This window comes from Microbacterium sp. 4-7, assembly GCF_014332665.1.
Taxonomy (GTDB): Bacteria; Actinomycetota; Actinomycetes; order Actinomycetales; family Microbacteriaceae; genus Microbacterium.
In genome coordinates this window covers 92,903-114,895 of record NZ_MCRH01000006.1, presented here as the reverse complement: position 1 = coordinate 114,895, position 21,993 = coordinate 92,903, and the positions used below count along the sequence as shown (strand labels likewise).

The 21,993-nt window shown below is 68.9% G+C and carries 23 protein-coding genes; 9 read left to right on the top strand and 14 right to left on the bottom strand.

Annotation, left to right across the window (positions count from 1 at the left end; translation table 11 throughout):
- The first annotated feature begins 47 nt into the window (after positions 1 to 47).
- The 5 genes from BEP68_RS12940 to BEP68_RS12920 are packed head-to-tail and all read left to right on the top strand — an operon-like array spanning position 48 to position 4,710.
- The gene (locus tag BEP68_RS12940) at positions 48 to 1,148 is read left to right on the top strand and encodes a glycosyltransferase (RefSeq protein WP_187250239.1); all 1,101 of its coding nucleotides are present in this window, start codon (positions 48 to 50) and stop codon (positions 1,146 to 1,148) included.
- Positions 1,145 to 2,284: a glycosyltransferase gene (locus BEP68_RS12935; protein ID WP_187250238.1), complete on the top strand. Its 1,140-nt coding sequence runs from the start codon at positions 1,145 to 1,147 to the stop codon at positions 2,282 to 2,284. Before BEP68_RS12940 ends, BEP68_RS12935 begins: the two co-directional genes overlap by 4 nt.
- A complete protein-coding gene (locus BEP68_RS12930; protein ID WP_187250237.1) occupies positions 2,281 to 3,288 on the top strand; it encodes a glycosyltransferase in 1,008 nt (335 codons plus the stop codon). Before BEP68_RS12935 ends, BEP68_RS12930 begins: the two co-directional genes overlap by 4 nt.
- Positions 3,288 to 4,130, top strand: coding sequence for a galactosyltransferase-related protein (locus BEP68_RS12925; RefSeq protein WP_187250236.1), 843 nt, complete (start codon positions 3,288 to 3,290; stop codon positions 4,128 to 4,130). The genes BEP68_RS12930 and BEP68_RS12925 overlap by 1 nt, the downstream gene beginning before the upstream one ends.
- A 52-nt stretch (positions 4,131 to 4,182) precedes the next feature.
- Complete coding sequence (locus tag BEP68_RS12920) at positions 4,183 to 4,710, top strand: hypothetical protein (protein ID WP_233277240.1); 528 nt, start codon at positions 4,183 to 4,185, stop codon at positions 4,708 to 4,710.
- 7 nt (positions 4,711 to 4,717) lie between these two features.
- On the opposite strand, the gene BEP68_RS12915 is transcribed toward BEP68_RS12920, so the two are convergent.
- Positions 4,718 to 5,320, bottom strand: a complete 603-nt coding sequence (locus BEP68_RS12915; protein ID WP_053097652.1) for a TetR/AcrR family transcriptional regulator — start codon at positions 5,318 to 5,320, stop codon at positions 4,718 to 4,720.
- Between the two features lie 154 nt (positions 5,321 to 5,474).
- Here BEP68_RS12915 and BEP68_RS12910 point away from each other — a divergent pair, with 154 nt between their 5' ends.
- On the top strand, positions 5,475 to 6,191 hold the full coding sequence (locus BEP68_RS12910) for an SDR family oxidoreductase (protein ID WP_187250235.1): 717 nt from the start codon (positions 5,475 to 5,477) through the stop codon (positions 6,189 to 6,191).
- An 80-nt stretch (positions 6,192 to 6,271) separates the two neighbouring features.
- Here the strand turns inward: BEP68_RS12910 and BEP68_RS12905 are convergent, their stop codons facing one another.
- The 3 genes from BEP68_RS12905 to BEP68_RS12895 all read right to left on the bottom strand — a co-directional run bounded on the left by BEP68_RS12905 (position 6,272) and on the right by BEP68_RS12895 (position 8,385).
- The gene (locus BEP68_RS12905) at positions 6,272 to 7,267 is read right to left on the bottom strand and encodes an NADP-dependent oxidoreductase (RefSeq protein ID WP_187250234.1); all 996 of its coding nucleotides are present in this window, start codon (positions 7,265 to 7,267) and stop codon (positions 6,272 to 6,274) included.
- Positions 7,268 to 7,354: 87 nt separating this feature from the next.
- Positions 7,355 to 7,975 (bottom strand): cyclodeaminase/cyclohydrolase family protein, encoded by a 621-nt coding sequence (locus BEP68_RS12900; RefSeq protein WP_053097655.1) that lies wholly within the window; start codon positions 7,973 to 7,975, stop codon positions 7,355 to 7,357.
- 17 nt (positions 7,976 to 7,992) lie between these two features.
- Positions 7,993 to 8,385 carry a hypothetical protein gene (locus tag BEP68_RS12895; protein ID WP_187250233.1) on the bottom strand — a complete coding sequence of 131 codons (393 nt, stop codon included), beginning with the start codon at positions 8,383 to 8,385 and terminating at the stop codon, positions 7,993 to 7,995.
- A 109-nt stretch (positions 8,386 to 8,494) separates the two neighbouring features.
- On the opposite strand from BEP68_RS12895, the gene BEP68_RS12890 reads away from it, so the two are divergent.
- From BEP68_RS12890 to BEP68_RS12880, 3 genes are read left to right on the top strand one after another with little or no spacing between them, the layout of a single operon-like run.
- Positions 8,495 to 8,764, top strand: coding sequence for a hypothetical protein (locus BEP68_RS12890; RefSeq protein WP_053097657.1), 270 nt, complete (start codon positions 8,495 to 8,497; stop codon positions 8,762 to 8,764).
- A 1-nt stretch (position 8,765) separates the two neighbouring features.
- Positions 8,766 to 9,494, top strand: a complete 729-nt coding sequence (locus BEP68_RS12885; RefSeq protein WP_072591776.1) for a histidine phosphatase family protein — start codon at positions 8,766 to 8,768, stop codon at positions 9,492 to 9,494.
- A complete protein-coding gene (locus tag BEP68_RS12880; RefSeq protein ID WP_187250232.1) occupies positions 9,478 to 10,338 on the top strand; it encodes an NAD(P)H-hydrate dehydratase in 861 nt (286 codons plus the stop codon). Before BEP68_RS12885 ends, BEP68_RS12880 begins: the two co-directional genes overlap by 17 nt.
- A 36-nt stretch (positions 10,339 to 10,374) precedes the next feature.
- Here the strand turns inward: BEP68_RS12880 and BEP68_RS12875 are convergent, their stop codons facing one another.
- The 10 genes from BEP68_RS12875 to BEP68_RS12830 all read right to left on the bottom strand — a co-directional run bounded on the left by BEP68_RS12875 (position 10,375) and on the right by BEP68_RS12830 (position 21,960).
- Entirely contained in the window at positions 10,375 to 11,175 is an 801-nt protein-coding gene (locus BEP68_RS12875; RefSeq protein WP_187250231.1) for an SDR family NAD(P)-dependent oxidoreductase, read from the bottom strand.
- A gap of 33 nt (positions 11,176 to 11,208) precedes the next feature.
- Positions 11,209 to 12,180 carry a Gfo/Idh/MocA family protein gene (locus tag BEP68_RS12870; RefSeq protein WP_187250230.1) on the bottom strand — a complete coding sequence of 324 codons (972 nt, stop codon included), beginning with the start codon at positions 12,178 to 12,180 and terminating at the stop codon, positions 11,209 to 11,211.
- A complete protein-coding gene (locus BEP68_RS12865) occupies positions 12,173 to 13,612 on the bottom strand; it encodes an MFS transporter (protein ID WP_187250229.1) in 1,440 nt (479 codons plus the stop codon). The genes BEP68_RS12870 and BEP68_RS12865 overlap by 8 nt, the downstream gene beginning before the upstream one ends.
- Positions 13,613 to 13,758: 146 nt before the next feature.
- Positions 13,759 to 14,796: a LacI family DNA-binding transcriptional regulator gene (locus tag BEP68_RS12860; RefSeq protein ID WP_187250228.1), complete on the bottom strand. Its 1,038-nt coding sequence runs from the start codon at positions 14,794 to 14,796 to the stop codon at positions 13,759 to 13,761.
- A 23-nt stretch (positions 14,797 to 14,819) separates the two neighbouring features.
- Positions 14,820 to 15,335 carry a gluconokinase gene (locus BEP68_RS12855; RefSeq protein ID WP_285364553.1) on the bottom strand — a complete coding sequence of 172 codons (516 nt, stop codon included), beginning with the start codon at positions 15,333 to 15,335 and terminating at the stop codon, positions 14,820 to 14,822.
- Positions 15,332 to 16,570, bottom strand: coding sequence for a D-mannonate dehydratase ManD (manD, locus tag BEP68_RS12850; protein ID WP_072591781.1), 1,239 nt, complete (start codon positions 16,568 to 16,570; stop codon positions 15,332 to 15,334). Before manD ends, BEP68_RS12855 begins: the two co-directional genes overlap by 4 nt.
- A gap of 29 nt (positions 16,571 to 16,599) precedes the next feature.
- Positions 16,600 to 18,393, bottom strand: coding sequence for a beta-glucuronidase (gene uidA, locus BEP68_RS12845; protein WP_187250227.1), 1,794 nt, complete (start codon positions 18,391 to 18,393; stop codon positions 16,600 to 16,602).
- Between the two features lie 78 nt (positions 18,394 to 18,471).
- Complete coding sequence (locus BEP68_RS12840; RefSeq protein ID WP_187250226.1) at positions 18,472 to 19,299, bottom strand: SDR family NAD(P)-dependent oxidoreductase; 828 nt, start codon at positions 19,297 to 19,299, stop codon at positions 18,472 to 18,474.
- Positions 19,300 to 19,326: 27 nt separating this feature from the next.
- Complete coding sequence (locus tag BEP68_RS12835; protein WP_187250225.1) at positions 19,327 to 20,688, bottom strand: MFS transporter; 1,362 nt, start codon at positions 20,686 to 20,688, stop codon at positions 19,327 to 19,329.
- Positions 20,689 to 20,715: 27 nt separating this feature from the next.
- Entirely contained in the window at positions 20,716 to 21,960 is a 1,245-nt protein-coding gene (locus BEP68_RS12830) for a glycoside hydrolase family 1 protein (RefSeq protein WP_187250224.1), read from the bottom strand.
- Between the last annotated feature and the right edge of the window lie 33 nt (positions 21,961 to 21,993).

The following is a 21,993-nucleotide window of genomic DNA, read 5'->3' as shown; positions in this document are numbered from 1 at the left end:
CCCCCTTTGCTGTGCGGTCACCCCCGTCATCGCGACCCCGCACGTCGATGCTCTGCCCGCCCACGGAGAACCACATCGTCACCGAACCCGCCCTCATCCGCGTCGCCTCGATCCCGGCCACCCATCCCTACGTGCGCGCCATCGCCGACACGGAGCGAGTGAAGGTCCTCCCCGATCCGCCCGTTCCCGGCGCAGCTGCGGGCGTCTGGTGGCCTCCGGTGGCTCTCACCCCGCAGTGGCTGGTGTCGCACGCAGATGAGTTCGATGTGCTGCACGTGCACTTCGGCCTCGAATCCTTCTCGCCCGACGAGCTGCGCGAGGCGCTCGAGACCGCGCACCGGCTCGGCCGCCCGGTCGTGTACACCGTGCACGACCTCGAGAACCCGCAGCTGGTCGAGCAGGCGCCGTACCGAGAGCTGCTCGATGTGATCATCCCGTCGGCCGATCGCCTGGTCACGCTCACCGCGACCGCGGCGGACGAGATCGAACGACGGTGGCACCGGAGCAGCGAGGTGCTGGCGCACCCCACTCTGCTCGACGATGCGCCGGTGATCGTGCGCTCGGGCGACGCGACCGTGCGGGTCGGCATCCACCTGCGCGACCTGCGTCCCAACATCGACGCGGAGCGTGCGGTCCGCACGGCTGTCGACGCGGCCGGACAGCTCGCCGAGGCGGGTCGCGCCGTCGACTTCGAGATCCTGCTGAACGAGCGCACGCGGGATGACGAGGCGGCAGCCCGCGTGGTCGCCGCCGCGGCCGACCACCCGTCCGTGCACGTGCGGCGCACCCCGCGGCTGAGCGACGCGGACATCGCCGCGTGGATCGGCGGCCTCGACCTCTTCGTCCTGCCGTACCTGCACGGAACCCACTCGGGATGGGTCGAGCTCTGCCACGACCTGGGGGTCCCCGTGGCCGGGACCGAGGTGGGGCACATCGGCTCGCAGCATCCCGACGACTTCTTCGTCATCGAGCTCGACGACGCGCGGACGCTGGCAGCGGCCGTGTCGCGCGCGTCGGACGCGCCGCCCCGGCCGCCGATGGACACGCGCAGGTCCGAGAGGCTGGCCGAGCGGCAGGCGGTGCGCACCGCCCATGCGCGGCTGTACGCCGAGGCATGTGCGCGCGTCACCGAGGGGGTCCGCGCATGATCGGTCGCGAGCAGCTGCGGGTGCTGGTCGTGGCGCCCGAACGTCATCCTCTTCGCCAACCGCACGCGGGCGGGCTGGAGGCCGTGGTCTGGAACCGCGTGCGCTGGCTGCGCAGCCGCGGCCACCATGTGGAGCTGTGCGCGGCGGAGGGATCGGACTTCCTCGACGCCGACACCGACCTGCACCTGCCGAGTCCGCGGTGGCACCGGGCGCGGGATGCGTCCGACACCGACTTCCCCGAGGGGCACCGCCGTCTCATGACCGACGCCTTCGCGCGGGTACGCGATCGGCTCGACGCGCCGGAGACTCGCGTCGATGTCGTCGACAATCACAGCCTCCACGGCGATCCGATCCTGTGGAGCCGCGAGATCGGGGTTCCGGTCGTCACCACGCTGCATACCCCTCCCCTCGCCGACATGGTGATCGCGTCGAATGCTCTCGACGGCTCGTCGCCGCACAGGTTCCTCGCGGTCAGCCAGTACACGGCGCGCGCGTGGTCGGCCGAGGGCGTCGAGGCGTTCGTCTTCACCAACGGCGTCGACACCGCCCAGTGGAGTCTGGGACCTGGCGGAGGGGACTGGGTGTGGTTCGGCCGGATCGTGCCCGAGAAGGCACCCCATCTCGCCATCGATGCCGCTCGACGCGCCGGCGCGCAGCTGAAGCTCGCGGGCCGCGTCGGCGACGCCGCCTATTTCGACCGCGAGGTGCGCCCGCGTCTCGGCCGGGGCATCGACTATGTCGGCGCGCTGCGACAGCCCGAGCTCGCCGCGCTCGTCGGGGCCTCATCGGTCGCCCTCGTGACACCGGTGTGGTCGGAGCCCTTCGGGCTGGTGATGGCCGAGGCGCTCATGACCGGCACGCCCGTCGCCGCGTTCGACTCGGGAGGCACCAGTGAGGTGCTCGCCGGAATCCCCGGCACCGCCGTGGTGCCGTCCGCCGACACCGAGGCGCTCGCGCGCGCCGCGACGAACCTGGTCGCGCAGTCGCGCAGCGGACTGCGCCGACGGGATGTGCGCGACGCCGCCTCCGCGCGGCATTCGCTCGACCATCGGCATCGCGAGATCGAACGGGTCCTCACCGTCGCCGCTCAGAGCGCGATGCCCGCCCACGAGTTCGTGGAGGCGGTCGGAGCATGATCGCCTGGTACGTGCACCATCACGGGTGGGGCCACCTGACGCGGATGCAGGCGATCCGCCCGCACCTCGCCGACGAGGTCACGGTGTTCTCGAGCCTGCCTGAGCCCGAGTCCCTGGCACCGCGGACGACATGGGTTCAGCTGCCCTCCGACTCCGACCCGGTCGTCGGGGCCGACGGAGTGCGCCGAGAGGCGCACGAGCTCGGCGATGTCACCGCGAACGGCAGCCTGCACTGGGCACCCCTCGGGCATCCCGGGCATCAGGCTCGCCTCTCGGTGATCGCCGACTGGGTGGCCGTCCACCCGACCGCGGCCTTCGTCGTCGACGTCAGCGTCGAGATCACGATGCTCGCCCGCCTGATGGGCGTGCCGACGATCGTCTTCGCTCAACCGGGCGAGCGCACCGACGCCCCGCACCGGCTCGGATACGACCTCGCCGACCTCATCCTGACGCCGTGGCCGCAGGGAACCATCGAGGCGACGGCGCTCGTCGGCCGCGAGCGCGTGCGAGCGGTCGGCGGCGTGTCTCGCTATGACGGCCGAGCCCGCGTCGACACCGGCGACGAGCACCCTCGTCGCGTGCTGTTCCTCGGCCGCGCTCTCGACCGTGACGCGCTCTCGGAGACCGTCGAGCTGCTCAGAGCGGACGGGTGGGACGTCGAGACCGCCGGTGTGAACGGCGACGACCGGGTCGACGACGTCTGGCCCCTGCTCTGCCGTGCCACGGTCGTGGTGAGCGCGGCGGGCCAGAACAGCATCGCCGACCTCGCCGCCGCCGATGCCCGCGCCGTCGTGATCGCCCAGGAGAGGCCCTTCGGCGAGCAGGAGGACATGGCCCGCGTGCTCGCCGCACAGGGCTTCGCCCAGAGTCTTCCGGTCGATGCGGAGCCCTCCCAGGTCGTGGACGGCATCCGCCGAGCTGCTGAGACCGCTCCCCGCTGGCACGCGTGGCAGGTGCACGGGGCTGCCGCCCGCGCCGCGAGCGCGATCGAGGAGGTGGCGTGATGAGCGTCCGCGTCGCCGTCATCACGCCGGCTTCGGTCAACCGTCTCGACCATCTGCAGCGTCAGCGGCGGTTCCTCGACGAGGTGAGCACGCCCGGCGTCGAGATCGTCCGCATCGAGGCGTGGCTGGATGCGGAGGCCCCGCCCGTGCAGCCCCCGGCCCTGTTCGTGCATGTGCCGCCGGGCGACCACGGCATGCGCGTCGGCGCGGCGCGGAACGCGGCGGCCTCGCTCGCGCTCGCTCGGGACGTCGACCTGCTGGTGTTCCTCGATGTCGACTGCCTGCCGGGACCGGGACTCGTCGAGCGATATATCGGTGCCGCGCGAACGCACCCGCAGGACCTCCTCTGCGGCCCGGTGACCTATCTCCACAGTGTGCAGCGCCCGTCGACACCGCACGATCTCGGCATCCTGACCCGTCCGCACCCCGCTCGCCCACTGCCCGCGGGCGACGCCGTCGTCGCGGCGACCGATGACGAGTTCGACCTGTTCTGGTCGCTCTCGTTCGCGGTGACCCCCGAGACCTGGACGCGTCTCGGCGGATTCGACGAGGTGTACGAGGGCTACGGCGCCGAAGACACCGACCTGGGTCGACGCGCACGGGCGCGTGGCATCGGTCTGCGCTGGGTCGGCGGCGCGCATGCCTACCACCAGTGGCATCCGGCCGGCTCTCCGCCCTGGCGCCACCTCGACGACATCCTGCGCAACGGCGCTCTGTTCGCCGAGCGATGGGGCGAGTGGCCGATGCGCGGCTGGATAGACAGCTTCATCGAGGGCGGTGCCGTGGAACCTCACGGTGACGGCTTCCGCCGCGTCGATCGCGCGAGCGCATCCCGTCGCTGAACCGCTCGACGGGAGGTTCGGATGCCGGGGAATCCGCACTACGCTCGGCAGCATGACGGCGTCTTCCCCCGATGAGCACCCGCTGCTTCGCGCGCACCGCACCCTGCGTCCGGGATTCGGCACCGAAGCGGCGGTCTACGGAACGATCCTCGTGAGCGGACTGATCGCCGTCTCGTCCGCACACGGAGAGACGTCTGCCGCGGTGCTCCTGTCGGTCGGAGTGACCGTCATCGTCTTCTGGGCGGCGCATGTCTACGCGGGTGCCGTCGCCCGGCTCGGCCGAGACGATCCCGAGCAGATGGGCGTGCGCACGGCCATCGGCCGCTCGGTGCGCCATTCACTCGGGATGCTGAGCTCGGCCGGGATCCCCGCGCTCATCCTCGTCGCCGGCACGACGCGGGTCATTCCCGACGATGCCGCGAACGACGTCGCCCTGTGGTCAGGAACCGTCATCCTGGCCTTCCTCGGCTACGTGGCCTTCCTCCGTCGGGGCAGCTCCATCCCCGTCCGCATCCTCGGGGCGCTGAGCACAGCGCTGTTCGGGGTGGCCTTCGTCGTGCTGAAGGCGTTCGTGCACTGACGTCCGGTCAGGCCGGCAGGATCACTCTGATCTGCGCGGCGACCTCGTCGACGATCTGCTCGACCGAGTGAGCGATGTTGATCGTGGCGGACATGGTCAGGAACATGACGGCCGAGACGATGCGGGCGAGCGCCGCGGCCTCGTCGGCCGAGACCCGCGTATCACGGGCGATGACGTCGGCGACCAGCTGCTCGGTCTGCCCGGTGAGGGCGAGCGCCTCACCGTGATGCGGTTCTTCGGGGTCGCCGAACACGATCTCACGCAGGTAGGTGCGGCCGTTGTCGATCTGGGTGCGGTTGCATTCGATGACCGGCCGGATCACCGCCAGCACACCCTCGAGAACACCGTCCGCGTCGGCGGCGGCGGCGCGTCCGCGCTCGAGCGCCTCGGCGTACATCGAGTTCTGCACGAGCAGCAGCAGCTCGCCCTTGGTCTTGGCGTAGAGGAAGAGCGTTCCCGTGCCGATGTCGGCGCGATCGGCGATCTCCTGCGTCGTGACGTCGTCCACCCCTCGCTCGGCGAAGAGCTCGCCGGCAGCGGTCGTGATGCGCTCGAGCTTGTCGAGCTTGTTGCGCTCACGTCGACCGAGAGGGCGGGAGTCGACAGTCATGACGTCCTTCGGAATAAATAATGATCACGCTCAGTTCTGATCATAGTCACCAGGGCGTGGGCTCGGTCCGCCCATTCTCCCACGAGCGCCTCATCGATCCACGGTGAAGCCGTGACGGCATCCGTTCGATCCCTCCCACAGAAAGCCCACCCTCATGCCTTCTCTCTCTGGAGCAGTAGTCCTCGTCACCGGCGCGAACGGAGGGATCGGCACGCACTTCGTCCGCGAGGCCCTCGCACGCGGCGCCGCGAAGGTCTACGCCTCCGCACGCACGCCCCGCGAGTGGGACGACGAGCGCATCGTGCCGCTCGCCCTCGACGTCACCGATCCGGCATCGATCGCCGCAGCCGTCGCGGCCGCACCCGACGTCACGGTGCTCATCAACAACGCCGGCGCCTCGCCCTCGAGCCCCGGCATCCTCTCGCACAGCGACGAGGAGATCCGCGCGAACGTCGAGACCAACTTCCTCGGCCCGCTGTTCCTCGCTCGCGCCTTCGCGCCGATCCTCTCGGCCCAGCCGCAGTCGGCGCTCATCGACATCCACTCGGCCTTGAGCTGGTACGCCGTCGCCGGCATCTACAGCGCGACCAAGGCGGCGCTGTGGTCGGCGACGAACTCGCTGCGCCTCGAGCTCGCCCCGGCCGGAGTGCACGTCGTCGGGGTGCACGTCGGATACGTCGACACGGCCATGGCGGCGAACGTCACCGACCCGAAGCTCGACCCGGCCGTGCTCGTGACCACAGTGCTGGATGCCACGGAGGCGGGCGAGTACGAGGTGCTCGCCGACGACACCTCGGTGCAGGTCAGGGCCGCCCTGAGCGCCCCGCTCGAGGCGCTCTACCCGCAGCTGGCGCGCACCTCGGAGCAGTAGTCCACACGGCGAAGGCCCCGGGAGCGATCGGATCGCTCCCGGGGCCTTCGTGCGTCCGGATGCTCTGCAGCGATCAGGACTCAGGCTCCCCTGATCACGACCTTGCCGCGGATTCCGCCCCGGGTCAGCGACGCGATGCCGTCGGCGGCCTCCTCGAACGGGAGCACGCGACCGACGATCGGGCGGATGGCTCCCGCGTCGACGAGTTCTGCGATTTGGCGCAGCTGTTCGCCGCTCGCCCGCATGAAGAGGAACGTGTAGGCGACGCCCAGGCGCTTCGCCTGGGCCCGGACCTTGCGGCTGAGCACAGCCATGGCCAGTCGGAGCAGTGGATTGAGGCCGGTTGCGCGGGCGAACTCGGGTGTGGGCGGACCCGAGATCCCGACCGCCCTGCCTCCCGGCCGCAGGATGCGCAGCGACTTCTCGAGGTTCTCGCCGCCGAGGCTGTCGAGCACGACGTCGTATCCACTGAGGACCTCCTCGAAGTCCTCAGACCGGTAGTCGACGACATGGTCGGCGCCGAGCATCCTCGCGAAGTCGGCGTTCGCGCCGCTCGCGGTCGTCGCCACCTCCGCGCCCAGGTGCTTCGCGAGCTGGATCGCGATCGATCCGACGCCGCCGGCTCCCGCATGGATCAGCACCTTGTGGCCCGGCCGCACCTCGCCGATCTCGACCAGGGCCTGCCAGGCCGTCAGCGCGACGAGCGGCAGCGACCCCGCCTCGTCCATCGTGATCGACGCGGGCTTCAGCGCCACGTCGCTCTCGTCGACCGCGATCCGCTCGGCGAAGGTCCCGATGCGACGATCGCGCGGACGCGCGTAGACCTCGTCGCCGATCGCGAAACGGCTCACGCCGGCGCCGACGCGGATGACCGTGCCCGCGACGTCATGCCCGAGGACGATCGGCAGACGGTACGGCAGGATCGCTCTGAACTCGCCGGCGCGGATCTTCTCATCCAGCTGGTTGACACCCGCCGCCTGCACGCGGACGAGCACGTCGCGCTCGCCCACGGAGGGCTCGGGCACGTCGGCCGCGTGCACGGCGGTGTCGTACTTCGAGAGGACGAAAGCTCTCATGCGTGATCTCCGGAATCCGTCGCAGAATAACGACTGAACTCTATTATGAGCGCACTCAGTTTTCTTGTCAACCGCGGCGAAATGTTCTCAGTCGAGTCGAGAGGACAGCTCCTCGATGATCTGCGCGACCTCGCGTCGCGCATCCGCCAACCGTTCGATCTCCGCGTCGAGGCCGGCGAGCGCGGTGTCGGACGATCCGTGACGGCGTGCGATCTGCAGGTTCGCCCGGATGTTCAGCGACGCCCCCGACAATCCGGCGCCCAGGGCCTCTGCGGCGACGGCGAGATCAACGGCGATGTGAGGGTTGCCCGCCTCGACGAGCACCCGCACGTCGCGCAGCATCCGCACGCCGATGCCACCGACCTGCGCCGCGGACTCGGCCGCCTCGACGGCCGCCTCGCGGACGCGCTCGTCGCGGGACGGGTCGTCGCTCGGCAGTGCGAGGGCAGCTCCGAAGCGTGCCGAGACGACGCCGTCCGCCTCGACCGCCCGCAGCGCCTCGACGCGTCGCCCGGTGAGCGGATCGAGGCGCTCCGATGCTCGAGGGTCGTCATCGGAGTACCCGCCCACCATGCTCATCAGCGAGGCGGCGATCGCGAGCATCACTCCCGACGCGGCGCCTCCCCCGGGAGAACCGGTCGGACGACTCAGCGCGTCGAACCAGTCGTCCATCGGGGTGGATGCGGGGATGTCGGCGGAGTCCTCCATGACCGTCACCCTACGAGCTACGACCAGAGCAGCGGGAGCAGCGACACCACGAGACCCACGAACCCGACGCCGGCGAACACGATCCCGAGGGTGAGGACGACGCGGCGTGCGTGCGGCGGCTCCCCCACCCGCGCGTGGGAGGGGTTGTTCGCGCTGACCACTCCGTCGGCCCAGCCGGCCTCCGCGGTCGCCGATTCCTGCCGGCTCAGCGGTCGCTCGTGGAAGTCTCCGCCGGCGAACCAGCGGGCGAGCAAAGCCCCGTCACGCTCGATGATGGCGATCTCTGCGGGCAGCCACGGCCCCTCGATCGTCCGGATGAGGACGCCGATCAGCAGCATCGGCAGACCGAGCCCGAGACCGACCCACGACAGCACCTCGCCGACGAGCGCGAGGGTGTCGAGCATCTGCATGATCTCATCGTAGAGAGTTCGGTTAACCCTCGTCGGCCTCTGACGCAAGGCCCTCGGCACACTCGCTTCGATCGCCTAGCGTCGGCCACACGAGAGGGAGGAGCGCACAATGAGCACGAACATCGAGATCGACGGCCGGAATTTCGTGCTGCGTGACGATCGCCCTCTGAGGCAGGTGATGGACGAGATCGAGGCCGCCGCATCCGCAGCGCCGACCTTCATCACCCTGTCGGGCGACGACCGCAGCATCAGCGTGCTCATCCGCCCCACGACGCGCGTGGTGATCTCGGTCGAGAAGGCCGCGCACGTCGATACGACCGGACGCATCGAACCGGACCACGCCTCCTGGGACCTCCCGTTCGAAGACTGGGAGATGTGACGTGCAGGAGCTGTGGCTCGTCAGGCACGGAGAGAGTGTCGGCAACGTCGCCGCGACAGCCGCGGAGACCGCCCGCGCCGAGGTGATCGACCTCGCGACCCGAGACGCCGATGTGCCGTTGTCGACCACCGGTGCCGAGCAGGCGCGAGCGCTGGCGGCCGCGTTGCATGGCGGCCCTGTCACGCCCCAGGTCGCCTGGTTGTCGCCGTACGTGCGGGCGCAGCAGACGTTCGCGCTCAGCATGGAGGGCGTGGAGGGCGTCGCCGGCGTCGAGCGGGTGCTCACCGACGAACGGCTGCGCGACAGAGAGCTCGGCATCCTCGATCTGCTGACCCGGTGGGGCGTCGCCGCCCGGCATCCCGAAGAGGCCGACCGTCGGGCGCGACTGGGCAAGTACTACCACCGGCCGCCCGGAGGAGAGTCGTGGGCCGATGTGTCCCTGCGCCTGCGGTCGTTCCTGCGAGATGCACTGGCCGACGACGCCCGCGTCGGTCTCGTCGTCGCGCATGACGCGGTCGTGATGCTGCTGGTCGCACTGCTGACCGGGATGGACGAGACGCGCCTCATGCAGTTCGCCTCGACGAACCCGGTGCTCAACGCCTCGGTGACGCGGCTGCGCCTGGACGGCCGGCAGTGGCAGCTCGAGGACTTCTCCGACGTGCGCCACCTCGCACAGCTGGGCGCCGACATCACCGTGCACCCGGGAAGCCCCGATGTCGGCCCGGGATGAGCCGACGCGGGTGACGCCGCAGCTGCTGCAGGAGTGGGGTCTGCCCGACCCCGGCGACTCGAAGAAATCCCGCGGCACGGCGATGATCATCGGCGGCTCGCCTCTCTCGGCCGGCGCGGTCGTGCTGGGCGGAGAGGCCATGCTGCGCGTCGGAGCGGGCAAGGTCGCGGTCACGACCGACGCCTCGGTCGCGGATGTCGTGCGGATCGCGTTCCCCGAGGCCGGGGTCTACGAATCGCCCGATCCGGGCGAACCGATGACCGACGACCTGCGCAGCGCCTGCGAGGGAGCGGATGCGGTGCTGGTCGGGCCCGGGCTGGACGACCCCGAGGATGCCCTCGGGTGGCTGCGGCGGCTGGCGGGCCACGACATCTCCTGCCTCGTGGTCGACGCCTTCGCCGTCGGTGCACTGCGCGATGTGCCGCGCTCGGATCTTCCGGCGTCCCTGATCGTCAACGCCAATCTCGACGAGGCCGAGCTCCTGCTGGGCCGCCCCGTCGACGACCTCTTCTCGGAGCTGCCGGGACTCGCTCAGGAGCTCGACGCCGTGATCCACTGCTACTCCGCCGTGGTCTCACCCTCGGGCGCCGCATGGCAACTCGACGACGGCGGCCCCGGCCTCGGCACGGCCGGATCGGGCGACGTCGTCGCGGGCGCCATCACCGGCTTCGCCGCCCGAGGACTCGCCCCGGAACGCGCCGCCGTCTGGGGAGCATGGGCGCACGCCCGCGCAGGAGACCGACTCGCCGAGCGCAGGGGTCTCGGCTACCTCGCCCGCGAGCTGGTGCGCGAACTCCCCGCCGCCGTGCTCGACGTCGACGGGGCTCGAGGCGGCGTCGACTGACGGCATCACCACGGCTGGGTCCCGTCGACCGGATGCTCAGGCGAGAAGACCGCTCATCTGCTTCGCGATCATGGTCGTCGCGAACTTGGGGTTGAGGCGCGACAGGCGATCCATGGCCGCAGCATCCGAACCGATGGTCGCTCGGAAGCGGTCCTTGCGGATCGCGTCGACGATCACCCGGCCGGCCTCTTGCGGCGTGGTCGTCTTGTACGCGCTGGTCTCGGCCGACGCATCGCCCCCGAGATCGACGCCCGAGTTCGCGGCGATGCCGGTGCTGATCGCGCCCGGGAAGATAACGGTGACGTGCACGTTCGTGTCGAGCAGCTCGGCGTAGAGCGCTTCGGTGAGGAGCTTCACCGCGGCTTTCGAGGCGCCGTAGACGGCCTGACCGGGCACCGGGGCATACGATCCCATGCTCGCGACGTTGAGCAGCGATGCCTGCGGCCGGGCGAGGAGATGGGGCAGGAATGCCTTGCACACGTTCATCACGCCCCAGAAGTTGACATTCATGACCTTCTCGATCTCGGAGAACGGCAGGTCGTTGACCTTGACGAACTTCTGGATCACACCGGCGATGTTCGCGACGCCGTCGACCTGGCCGTGAGCCGCGATCACGGCGCCGGGAAGCGCGTCGATCGCATTCCGGTCGGTGATGTTCACCGCGTGCTGAGTGAATCGCGTGCCGACAGCCGCGAGTGCTGCGGTCGCTTCGAGGCCTGCGGCGTTCAGGTCGACGCCGGCAACCGAGGCGCCACCGGCAAGCAGACGCAGCGTCACCTCGCGTCCGATGCCGTTTCCTGCGCCCGTGACGACGAAGACCTTGCCTGAGATGTCCATGCTGTTCCTTCTGTGAATGGGCTCCGAGCGCGATCAGCGCGACTCGGAGGAGAAGTCCGCGAGGATGCGGTCGAGGGTGTGGGTGATCGAGATCGTCGTCGCGGCGTCATGCCAGGGGTGCTCGCGCAGACCGGATTCGATCGCGACAGTCACAGCCTCGAGCATCGGGCCGTATCCGTTGCCGACCCGCGGATGCCGCACCTGCTCCGGCTCGCGGAAGATGCGCTCCGCCGACCCTGCATGAACTCGGGCGTCGCTGCCCGCCCAGAACATGGGATCGAGCGTGATCCAGCCTCGCTCGCCGCTGATCGCCGCCGAGAGATCGAGAAAGTCCACTCCTGACCACGCGAGCTGCGCGAAGGCCCCACCGGAGTGTTCGAGCGTCGCATGCCCCGACAGGTCCACTCCGTCTGAGATGACGCCACGGGCGTCGAGAGCGCGCGGCTCGCCGAGGAACCAATGGGCCAGCGTGACCGGGTAGATCCCCCTGTCGCGCAGGATGCTTCCGCCGTCTTCCGGCCGCTCTTTGCCCGGGCGCGGGAAGAACGGGGTGCCGAAGCTCGCCCGCACGTTTCCGATCGCGCCGAGCTCTCCCGCGGCGATCCGGTCGATGATCTCGACGTGCAGCGGGTTGAACCGCATCCACATCGCCTCCATGAGAAATCGGTCCACCTGAGCCGCGCGGGCGAAGAGCAATTCGGCGTCAGCGGCCGAGGTCGCGATCGGCTTCTCGACCAGCACATGCTTACCCGCGTCGAGGGCTTCGAGCGTGATCGCCATATGCGTGACGGCAGGGGTGGCGATGTAGACGACGTCGACGTCGTCGCGAGCGAACAGCGCTGCCCGATCGTCGGTCGACGTCGGGATGCCGTGCCGCGTCGCGAAGTCGGACGCGCGCTCGGCGGTTCGCCCCCAGACGGCTGAGATGTCACCGCCGATGGCGAGCAGATCGGAGACGAGGCGATCGGAGATGTCGCCGGTGCCGACGATGCCCCATCTAAGCATCGGTGGCCGTCCGCTCGCGGATCGGCGCCACGGTGAGCGTCGCGAGGGCGACGAGCACGAGTGCGGCTCCCCAGACGAGCTGATACCCGCCGGTCGCTGAGACCACGACCGCAGCGAGCGCCGGTGCCAGCGCCTGACCGAGGTTCATGGCGACGATCGCGAGACCGAGATCCCGCCCTGCGCGCGCCGGATCAGGGAGCACGTCGATGAACATCGCGTTGTCGACCGGCAGGTAGATGCCGAAGGCGAGGCCAGTGATGATCACCTGGGCGAAGAGGGCCGGGAGCGTCGGCGAGATCAGCGGGATCGCCATCGACACCGCCATGAGCAGCGACGCAACGACGATGAAGGGCTTGCGACGGCCGACACGGTCGGAGAGCCGCCCCGAGATCGCCACGGCGATGAGCGTGAAGGGGATGCCCGCGAGCCCGAGGATCGGCACCATCGCCGATGCCTCGGCGGCGCTCAGCGCGGGGCGCACGTAGCTCTGCAGCATGTAGAGATTGAGCACCGTCGACGTGCTGTAGCCGAAGAAGAAGAGCACGCGCGAGATCCACAGCCACCGGTAGTTGCGGGCTTTGAGAGCACTCGCGTAGCCGAGCAGGAACGGCTTCCAGGCGAAGGGCTCACGCTCGACATCGACGGATGACGCGTCACGGTTCCGGGTGACGAAGAGCACTGTGGCGATCGCCACGAGCAGGCCGAGGATCAGATAGAAGTCCAGCCCGACGAGTCCGAACAGTGCACCGGCGCCGATTCCACCCAGGATTCCGCCGATGATCGAGCCCATGCTCGTCCACGACGTCACGCGGCCGCGTCGGTCGCGCGGCACTCTGTCGGCGACCGTGGCCTGCAGCGGGTTTCCTGCGACGTTCAGCGCGAGTTCGGCGGCAGACCACAGCACGACGAGCACCACGAGCGAAGGCGCGTACCGGACAGCGACCAACAGAACGGCGCCGATCAGTCCGGCGTAGAGGATCCACGGCGCCCGGCGTCCGAGGCGGGAGCGTGTACGGTCGGACAGCACGCCGATCACCGGCTGGAGGATCATCACGATGATGGCGCTGGTCGTCGTGACGAGCGCCAGCCCGTTCGCTCGCGCTGCTTCGAAGTCAGAGAGCAGGGCGAGCTGTCTGGTCTGATCCGTCGTAGGAGTGACCTCGCCGGCAGCGACGGCGCGACCCAACTCGGTGAGAGCCTGCAGGTCGACGCCGGCGTCTGCCCCATTGAAGAAGGATCCGAACTCCAGCAGTTGGATCTTGTTCGGCATGAGGATGCCGTTCGTCGCCGCCCACACTGCCGAGACAGCCAGCGAGAGCAGCAGGTACCAGCGGATGTATCGGGAGAGCGGCTTCTTCGCGTCGTAGTGCACACCGATGTTCGAGGTCCACCGGGATTCCTCCCCGGTGCGATGCGTGATCTGCTCGCTCATGATCGCGGCTTCCCCAGCTGTGCTTTCGTCATCGAAGTCTCCAGACCGTCTCACTGTTGAGACAGTTACATCAAATCAGAGATCGATGGTTTCGGCAACCGATTGCCACACGTCCACAGAAAGACGCGCAGCGCAGCGCACGGCACTCAGCTCCGAGCAGCGCGCCCTGTACTTCCCCGCACCACCAGGGTCGTCGCGAGAGGATCGTCGCTGACCGGTTCGGTCGCATCGCCCAGAGCTTCGAGGACCTTACCGACCGCGCGCTCCCCTGCGAGCTGCAACTGGGCGCGCACGGTGGTCAGCGCAGGCACGATGAGTTCGCTGCCGAAGATGTCGTCGAACCCCGCGATGCTCAGTCCGTCGGGCACGAGGATGCCGGCGGCGGACGCAGCCTGGATCAGGCCGATCGCCATGAGGTCGTTGAACGCGATGACGGCGGTCGCCCGCGATGCCTGCACTCGACGAAGAGCTTCGCGACCGCCGTCGATCGTCGGCATGTGCGGGCCGATCTCGACGACTGCCAGGCCGAGGCGCTCGGCGGCGTCGAGCATAGCTTCCCACCGTCGTCGGCTGATCCACGATGTCTCGGGGCCGGAGAGATACGCGATCGACCGGTGACCGAGGTCGGCGAGATGGGCGACGAGGTCCGCGACACCCTGCTCCACCTCGGGGAGGACGCCGACCACGCCGTCGACCTGCCGGTTGATCAGGATGACGGGCTTGCGCTCCGCCAGCCGCAGGATCCGCTCGTCAGCCAGACGGGTGGTCGCCAGGATCAGCCCGTCGACGCTCGGCAGCAGCCGCGAGACCGCCTCGGCCTCCGCTTCACCGGACTCCTGCGATTCGGCGATCACCAGCGTGTATCCGGCCGCGGCTGCCGTGTGCTCCGCGCCGCGGACGATGCCGAAGATCACGGGGTTGGTGATGTCCGCGACCATCAACCCGATCGTGTGGCTGCGTCCGGTCGGCAGGGCACGCGCCATCGGGTTGAACTGGAAGTCCAGGCGGTCGGCGGCGAGACGGATCCTCTCCTCCGTCTTCTTGCTGATGCGACCGGGCTTGCTGAGCGCGCGCGACACCGTCGACGGGTTCACACCCGCGAGTTCCGCGATGTCGTAGATGGTCGCGGCGCCGCCGCGACGCCGGATGCGCTCCGCGAGTTCACCGGGCAGATCGTCGTCCATGGTTCCTCCCAGCTCCCAGCGTGTCATGACCGGTGCGATTCGAGCCATTCGACGGCGGCGCGGGCGAGTTCCGCGGGCGGGCGACCGACGTCGACGACGACCGCGACCTCGTCGGCGTCGAGCGCTTCGAGGGTGTCGAGTTGCGATCGAAGCAGGGAAGGAGGCATGAAGTGATCGGTTCGGCCGGCCGCGCGCTCGGCGAGCAGCTCGTCGCTGCCGTGCAGGTGCACGAACACGACACCCGGCACCCGCTCGCGGATCCGATCCCGATAGACCCGCCGGAGCGCCGAGCACGCGATCACTGACCCCGATGCCGACCGTGCGGCGAGTTCATCGCTGACGCGGTCGAGCCACGGCATCCGGTCCTCATCCGTCAACGGTGTGCCCGCGCTCATCTTCGCCCGGTTGGATGCGGGATGCAGGTCGTCCGCGTCGAGGAACTCGACGCCCAGATCGGTCGCGAGCAGGCGCCCCACTGTCGACTTGCCGGCGGCCGAGACCCCCATCACCACGACCGGGGGCGATGCGTGTGCGCTCACCAGTCGTGGACGGTGCCGTCGAGCAGCCGGTTGTAGGGCAGGTAGGCCTGCTCGTACGGGTACTTGCCCGCCTCGTCGACGTCGAGGTCGACACCCAGACCGGGCTTGTCGCCGGGGTGCAGGTAGCCGTCGGTCCAGGTGAACGACTGCTGGAACACCTGGTCGGTGCGCGACCCGTGCTGCATGTACTCCTGGATGCCGAAGTTGTGGATCGCGAGACCGAGGTGCATCGCCGCCGCCATGCCCACCGGCGAGATGTCGGTCGGCCCGTGCATGCCCGACTTGATCTGGTACATCGCCGCGTAGTCGAGAGTCTTCTTCAGGGCGCTGATGCCACCCATGTGGGTGACGGCTCCACGCACGTAGTCGATGAGCTGATCGCGGATGATGTCCTTGAAATCCCAGACCGTGTTGAAGATCTCGCCGATCGCCAGCGGCGTCGTGGTGTGCTGGCGCACGAGGCGCAGCGCCTCCTGGTTCTCGGCCGGAGTGCAGTCCTCGAGCCAGAACAGGTCGTAGGGCTCGAGGTCCTTGCCGAGGCGTGCGGCCTGGATCGGCGTCATCCGGTGGTGGCCGTCGTGCAGCAGCGGGATGTCAGGGCCGAACTCGTTGCGCACGGCTTCGAAGACACCCGGCAGGTGATTCAGGTAGGCGCGCGTGTCCCAGTCCTCCTCTACGGGCTTCGCGCCTCGACGCGCCGGCTCGTGGTCGTACCGGACGCTGGCATCGCCGACGTCCGCACCTTGCGCGGCGATGCCGTAGATCGCCTTGAGGGTCGGCACCCCGGTCTGCACCCGGATCGCCTTATATCCCTGTGCCTGATGCGCGCGGATCGAGTCGAACAGCTCGGGCAGCTCCTTGCCGGACGCGTGACCGTAGGCCATCAGGCCCTTCCGACTGGCTCCGCCGAGCAGCTGGTACACGGGAAGCCCGGCAACCTTGCCCTTGATGTCCCACAGCGCCATGTCGACGGCTGCGATGGCCGCCATCGTCACGGGTCCGCGACGCCAATATGCGCTGCGGTACAGGAACTGCCAGGTGTCTTCGATGCGAGACTCGTCGGCGCCGATCAGCAACGGCACCACGTGCTCGGTAAGGTAGGCGACGACCGCGAGCTCACGCCCGTTCAGCGTCGCATCACCGAGTCCGGTCACGCCGTCTGCGGTCGTGATCTTGAGCGTGACGAAGTTGCGGTCGGGACTCGTGACGATGACGTCGGCCCTGTCGATGGTCATGTGCTTCTCCTCTGCGTGAAGGCGGTAGGTCAGGCGTCCGCGCCGGGCTTGCGTCCGTCGAGCCCACGCCAGCGCTGGCGCAGAGCGAATGCGGCGGACTTCGGCCGGCGCTCGCGGGTGAAGATGCCCTTCTTGTTGCCACCGACGCGGTGCAGGCCGTTGGTCGTGGCGAAGTCGGCGAAGTTCCAGATCTGCTCACCGACGAACTGCGGGAAGCGATCGAAGACACGGTGGTACATCGCGAGCAGGTCGGTCTGGTACTCCTCGGTCCACACCTGGTCCCACACCGAATGCAGGCCCGGCATCGTGTCGGCGCCGTACTCGAGCATCATGATCGGTTTGCCCGTGCGGTCGATCCAGCCCTGGATGTCGCCCTGCAGATACATCTCGGCCGTCGCGAGGTCGCCCGCGTTGATGTACCACCCGTAGTAGCGGTTGAGGCTCACGACGTCGAACAGGTCGATGATCTGGTCGTTCTTGAAGGTCGCGAACATGACCATCGAATAGGTGATCGGGCGCGTCGGGTCGAGCTCGCGCACCAGGTTCACCAGCGGCTCGAAGTACTCGCGTGCACCGTCTTCGTTCGACGCGGGCTCGTTGGCGATGCACCACAGCACGACGGACGGGTGGTTCTTGTCGCGTCCGATCAGCTCACGCAGGTGCTGCGCGTGCGCCGCGTGCGTCTCCGCCCCGGCATACTGCTCCGAGAAGGTGGGGAACGGCGGGGTACCAGTCAATCCGCCCACGACACCCATGTTGAGCCCCACGGCCGCGGTCTCGTCGATGACCAGGATGCCGTGGCGGTCGGCGAAGTCCAGCACGTCCTCGGCGTAGGGGTAGTGCGAGGTGCGGAACGAGTTGGCGCCCGTCCACTCCATCAGCTGGAAGTCGTGCACCATGTAGGCGTCATCGTGACCCTTGCCACGGACGAACGTGTCTTCGTGCTTGCCGAATCCGGTGAAGTAGAACGGCTCGCCGTTCACGAGGAACTCCTCGCCTCGCACCGCGACCGTTCGCACACCGACTGCCACGGAGTACGTGTCGAGCACGTCGTCTCCGTCGACGGCCTCGACCGTCAGCTCGTAGAGGTACGCGGCGCCCGGCTTCCAGAGCACGACGTCGGCGATCTCGAGACGGCCCTCCGGGCCGGACGACGTCGCCACGACACTGCCCGCGGCATCCGCCAGGCTCACCCGCACGGCGGCATCGCCGACGGTCTCGACGCGGTAGTCGACGAATCCGGTCGAGCCCTCGAACGTCGTCACGACCGTGACGTCGTCGACGTGCACCTGCGGCAGCGAGTACAGCGACACCGACCGGGCGAGGCCCGCGTAGTTGTAGAAGTCGTGGAAGTAGGTCTGGGTCTTGACGCCGGTCATGCCGACCTCGATCTTGCCCGGCGGGATGGTGGTGTTGCTGAGGTCGGGGCTGACCGCGACCGTGAGCCGGAACGCGGCGCCCGGCTTCACGACATCGGTGACGTCGATGTCGAACGGCGTGTACCCGCCGACGTGTCCACCGACGAGCTGGTCGTCGACATAGACCTTCGCCGAGTGCGTCGCGGCGTCGAAACGCAGGAGGATCCGCTCCCCCGCCCAGCCGCGCGGCACCTGCACCGACCGCTGGTAATACACCCAGCCGACGTGGTCGCGGATCGCCGGATCGGTGAAGAGGTCGTTGTAGCTCGCGGGAACGGCTGCTTCGAGAGGCGTGTCGAGAGAGGCGAGCCAGGGCTCCTCCGGGAGGCGGGAGTCGATCCCGAACTTCCAGACTCCGTCGAGCTTGACGAGGTCACGGGTCGCGGTGGCGATGGGCTTGAGCATCAATGGCCTTTCGTGCGCTTCTTTGCGTTCTTGGTTTCAGTACAGCAGAGTTCGGGAGAAATGGCAACCGATTGCCAGTCAGATCGTCTCGCCAGCGTCCGCGAGCAGCGTGCTGCCGGTCATCACCACCGATAGGTCACTGACGCAGAACAGCACCACGCGCGCGATGTCGTCGGGCGTGCCCTGACGACCGATCAGACTCTGCGACATCGCCGAAGGCATGGTCGAGGGGTCGATGCCGGCTGCTGCCATCTGCTCCATCGCCGCAGCTGCCATCGCCATGTTCCCCTCGGTCGGCACGTAACTGGGAGCGACACCGAGAACGCGGATCCCCTGGGGCGCGAGCTCCAGAGCGAGCTGCTTCGTGAGCCCCCGCACCGCGTGCTTCGACGACACATAGGCCGACAGACCGGGCGCAGTCCCACGGAAGCCTGCGGTCGAGACGATATTGACGATCACGCCGCCCTGCGGCATCCGACGGGCCGCCTCGCGAGCACCGTTGCGCACACCTCGGGTGTTGACGGCGAACACCTGCTCCCAGGTCTCGTCGCTCATCTCGAGCAGGGACTGGCTGGGGAAGATTCCGGCATTGTTCACCCAGACATCCGGAGCACCGACCTCAGCCGCCGCGGCGTCGGTCGCCGCAGCCACCGACGCCGAGTCGGTCACATCCATGCGCACGCCCACCGTCCGCACCGAGAAGCGCTCGCCGATCTCGTCTGCCGCCGCTCGCGAACGGCCCTCGTCGAGGTCGGCGATCACGATGCTCGCACCGGCCTCGGCGAGCCGATCCGCGATGGCACGGCCGAGGCCCTGAGCGCCTCCCGTGATGAGCGCGGTGCGTCCTGTCAGATCGATCAGCGAGCCGAGGGGGGTCGACGAGACGTCGGGGAAGGGAAAGGACATCATTGCTCCGTTTCGAATGGGTGATGCTCAGCGGACGCTGCGCACCGAGAGGGTGATGAGGAGACCGCCGGCGAAGGCGAGCGCGGCAGCGAGGAGATACAGCGCGGTGAAGTTCTCGGCGCCGGCACCGATGGCCAGCACCGCCCCGCCGAGCACCGGCGCGAAGACGCCGGGTATCTTCTGCGCGAACAGGGCGATGGCCATGTAGCGACCCGCTTCCCTCTCGCGATCGGGCAGCACGTCGAGCAGAAGGGCTTGAGCCACAGCCGAGAAGGTGGCGATGCCGAGGGAGTTCAGCAGGGTGCCCACCATGAGCGTCGGCAGGTCGTGGGCGAACGCCGAGACGCTGCATCCCGCCGCGAAGAGAGCGGCACCCGCGAGGATGAACGGCTTGCGCCTGCCCACCCGGTCACTCAGCCATCCGCCCCCGAGGGAGCCAACGGTGGCCGTCACGATGCTCGACGCCGAGACGATCGCGAGCACTCCGGCGACATCGGGCACGCGCAGCTCGAGGCGCTGGGCGACGAAGAACACGGTGAAGCTGGTGGTGAGGGTCAGCCCGGAGAAGAAGATGAAGCGCCCGAGCCAGTTCCATGCGAAGTCCGGGGCATCACGCGGATCGAAGCCGTAGCTCCGCAGCAGTCCGCCGACGGTCAGCCGCCGCTCGATCAGCATCCCCCTGCTGTCGGGGTCGTGCACCACCGCGAGGAATGCGATCACCAGTACGACACCGATCGCCGCAGGGAGCGCGAACACGAGGATGACCTGATCGCGGAAGAGTCCGACGAGGATGATCCCGACAACGGGCGCGACCTGCATGGTGACGCCGGTGAGGCCGGACACACGGCCGCGTTGGTGCGGCGGCAGACGATCCGCCTGCCAGTTTCCGAGTGACGCAGCCGCCGTTCCCCACCCCACAGTCGAGAGCGTCCACCCGATCGTGAGAACGCTGAGATCCGGGGCGAGGGCCATGACCGGCACAGAGGCCGCGCCGATCAGCAGACCGATCACGGTGAACGGACGCCGCCGCCCCCAGCGGCTGCGCAGGCGATCACTGAGGATGCCGGTGAGCGGCGCGAGCACGAGCGTGGCCGCCGAGCCGACCGCGAGGACGATGCCGAGGGCTTCGGTGCGCCCGGGTGCCAGTTGGTCGAGCCGCACCGCCAGCGAGTAGGCCATCGGCACGATCATCGCCATGCCGGCCCCGAAGGTCGCGGCGACGAGCAGGGCGATCGACCACCCCGAGACGGATGCCTGCCCGGTCCCCGCGCGATCGTCGGGCGCGGGGACCAGGGAGGAAGGCTGCGGGAGCGCGAGGTTTCCCTCGGGAACGCGCCCCGCAGCCTCCGCAGGGCCTTCGCCCTGGGGATCGTCGACGTCGACGGTCATCTGCTCGGCCTCTGTACGCGGCTTCGGTCAGGCCAGACCGTTGCGCTTCGCGACCTCGCCCAGCCAGCCGAGGCTCGGCTTGGGCGTGCGCACGAACGTCTCCCGATCCACGGCGATCAGGCCGAAGGTCGGAGCCCAGTGACCCCACTCGAAGTTGTCGAGCAGCGTCCAGTGCAGGTAGCCGCGCACGTCGATGCCCTCGTCGATGGTGTCGGCGAGTCCGCGCAGCGCGGCATCCGTGTAGCGGATCCGCTGGGTGTCGTCGGCCGTGGCGATGCCGTTCTCGGTCACGATCACGGTGACGCCCTCGGAGACCTCCCATGCGTGGCGCACGGCCATGGCGAGCGAGTCGGGGCGGAAGGCGGTGCCGACGAGCGTGTTGTCGGGGTGCGGCGGATGCGGCACAAGACCGTCGGCATCGACCTCCTGCGACGAGTACGCCTGCACACCGACGAAGTCGTCGCCGCGGGACCCCTCCCAGTAGACGTCTTCCTTGCCGTAGCGGATCTGCTTCAGCTTCTCCTCGCCACCGGGGGCCGCGGTGAGCGCGCCTGCGGCGATGGTCCAGCCGACCTTGGCGTTCGTCTTGGCGCGCACGATCTCCCGGGCGGCATGGTGGATCTCGACGAACGCGCGGCCGATCTCGGGGTCTGCGTCCTGCAGGAAGGAGCCGTGCTGCTTCTTCTCTTCCTTCTGCTCCGCGGGTGCCTCGCTCTCGACCGCGTCCGCCTCGACCGTGGGGCTCGTCCACTGTCCGCCCTGAGCGGCCATGCGACGCATCGCCGTCATGATGGCTGCCTGCATGTTCGGCTCATTCATGGTCGCGACCCACTCGACACCGTCGAGGATCGTGGTGGCCTGGGTCACGAAGCTGAGGAAGCGGTCCTTGGCCTTGGGCGACGTCCAGCCGCCGTCGTTCGCGAACCATCGCGGCGTCGTGAAGTGCTGCAGCGTGACGAAGGGAGTGACATCGCGCGAGAGGCAGTAGTCGATCACTCGACGGTAGTGCGCGAGCTCTGCGCGAGAGAACTGGCCCTCGATCGGCTCGATGCGCGACCATTCCAGGCTGAAGCGGTAGGTGTCGAGGCCGGCATCGGCGAGCAGGTCGATGTCCTCGCGGAAGCGGTGGTAGCTGTCGACGGCGTCGCCCGAGGGCTCCATGCCGGGCATGGTCAGCTCCCGCTCCCACCAGTCGCTGTTGACGTTGTTGCCTTCGATCTGGTGTCCGGCAGTGGCGGCCCCCCAGAGGAAGCCGGTGGGGAAGTTCGTCATTGAGGGATCCTCTCGATCGGAGCAACCGTGACA